Source organism: Solemya pervernicosa gill symbiont (assembly GCF_002020875.1).
Lineage (GTDB): Bacteria > Pseudomonadota > Gammaproteobacteria.
In genome coordinates this window covers 1-2,221 of sequence record NZ_MPRL01000137.1, presented here as the reverse complement: position 1 = coordinate 2,221, position 2,221 = coordinate 1, and the positions used below count along the sequence as shown (strand labels likewise).

General features: G+C 44.2%; 1 protein-coding gene and 1 pseudogene. Both read right to left on the bottom strand.

The window, feature by feature from the left end; translation table 11 throughout:
- Positions 1 to 126 precede the first annotated feature (126 nt).
- Positions 127 to 996 carry an ABC transporter permease gene (locus BOW52_RS16640; RefSeq protein WP_236725801.1) on the bottom strand — a complete coding sequence of 290 codons (870 nt, stop codon included), beginning with the start codon at positions 994 to 996 and terminating at the stop codon, positions 127 to 129.
- A 7-nt stretch (positions 997 to 1,003) separates the two neighbouring features.
- Positions 1,004 to 2,058 (bottom strand): annotated as a pseudogene (locus tag BOW52_RS16635) (ABC transporter ATP-binding protein).
- Positions 2,059 to 2,221 lie beyond the last annotated feature (163 nt).

Here is a 2,221-nt window from a genome sequence, read left to right as displayed (position 1 = left end):
TCGTCGTTCGCTCGCGCTCTCAACTACGAATATGCAGACGGCGTCGACTATCGCGGACTAACCGCCTTCGCTTCGCTATCCATGGCGGTCAGCGTCGGTAGAAAGGCGAGCTAGGAAGCGAACAAATCATGACCCCACCTTCTCTAGTTTTTGGCCAGATAATTTCAGGGCAATCCAGATAATACCGGAAGATAACATGAGCAGTAAGAATCCGAATGCAGCTCCTTCATTCCAGTTGAATGTTGTGAGGAAATTATTATATATCTGTTCTGTAAACCACAACGAACTCTTGCCACCTAACAAGTTAGGCGCAAGGTAATCACCAATAACCAACATAAACACAATGATTGAGCCAGTAACAATTCCCGGCATTGAATAGGGGATGATGATTCTTGTGAATATAGCCCATTTAGTCGCGCCTAGATCACAGGCTGCCTCAATCAGTGAGTCATCCAGAGTTTCTAGCGTGGACATAATCGGGATCACCATAAACAGCACGGACATATAAAGCAGACCTACCACCATACTGAAATCGGTATAGAGTAAATTCAGGGGGGTATTGATGACTCCTATCGTCATCAGTAGATGATTAATAACACCATGATCGCCAAGCAGTACCATCCAGCCATAAACCGTCACCAGCTCACCTACCCAAAGGGGAATAAGCAATAGCAACATCAAAAAACTGGCGCTTCGCTTCGACGCGACCTTCGTTAAATAGAACGCAACAGGAAAGGCGACAATGAAGGCCAACAGTGTGACCACGATCGAATAGGTCGCTGTTTTTACAAATGTCAGCCAATAGATTTTTTGAGTGAAGAATTCAATATAATTGTTCATTGAAAAAACCATGCCACCCATATCATCTTCTATCTGAAATGAACTGATAAGTAGTTCGGCATGAGGGATGACGATCATAAACAGAAGCCAGGTCAAAACTGGGACAATCAGCAAATAAAAGGTGAGATTATGGTTGTTATTATTGAGTTTCATCATGAGCCTACTAAAAACATTTCAGGTCATCATGGTGGATACCAACACTCAACCGGTGCCCCTCTTCTATATCATCAAACTGGGCATTTTGTGGTACCGATATCAAAAGCTCCTCACTACTGCCGTTAACTATCGTGGAAAGCTTGGTATTTGATCCATCAAAAAGAATGGTTTCAATCGTAACGTCAAATCGGACAAGATCACCAAGACCATTAGAGGGGCTGATAATCAATGCCTCGGGACGAATATAGAGCTCTTTAAGGTCAGAATCAGAAGCAGCTGAGCTATTAAGAGCCCATCCGCCCTTGGTCATCATTGAATCACCTGCGGTTGACTGCAGCTCAAAGCGATTCGTATCACCGACAAAACCTGCGACAAATGATGTTTGGGGATTTTTATATAAGTTACGTGGTGTATCGATCTGTTCAAACTGACCATCATGCATGACGGCGACTTTATCACTCATCACTAAAGCCTCCGATTGGTCATGGGTAATATAAACAAACGTTGTGCCTATCTCCTTCTGCAGTAGCTTCAGCTCGACCTTCATATGCTCCCTGAGTTTTCTGTCTAAAGCGCCAAGAGGTTCATCAAGTAGCAATATGGAAGGATTCATCACCAGGGATCGTGCAATAGCCACTCGCTGCCTTTCGCCGCCCGACAGGTCTGTGACTTTTTTATTTTCATAACCCTGCAGACCAACACGCTCTAACATCTCGTTAACTTTTAAATTGATCTCTGCTGTTTTTAGTTTTTGTCTTTTCAACCCAAAAGCGACATTTTCCTGACATTCATCATTGGGAAGAGCGCCAGATTTTGAAATACGATATTGACCGGGCGCTTTTCAGGGGGAACACCCTTCATGGATTGGCCGTGGATTATCACATCACCTTCCGACTCCTGTTGAAAGCCTGCAATAATGCGCAAAAGGGTCGTCTTGCCGCAACCGGATGAACCAAGAATAGAAAAGAAACCACCCTCTTCAACCGAAAAACCAACATCATTAACGGCTGTGAAATCATCAAAATGTTTTGACAGGCCTTTTACTTCTAATATGTTTCCCATTTACAAATCCATGACATTCAACAATAACCCAAAAATGAAGCACTTCATTTGGGATGACCATTCATGCGCTGACCGCCATGGATAGCGAAGCGAAGGCGGTTAGTCCGCGATAGTCGACGCCGTCTGCCTATTCGTAGTTGAGAGCGCGAGCGAACGACGAAGA

Coding starts and splice junctions, on each gene's coding strand:
- BOW52_RS16640 (WP_236725801.1), bottom strand. CDS start 996: ATGATGAAACTCAATAATAACAACCATAATCTCACCTTTTATTTGCTG.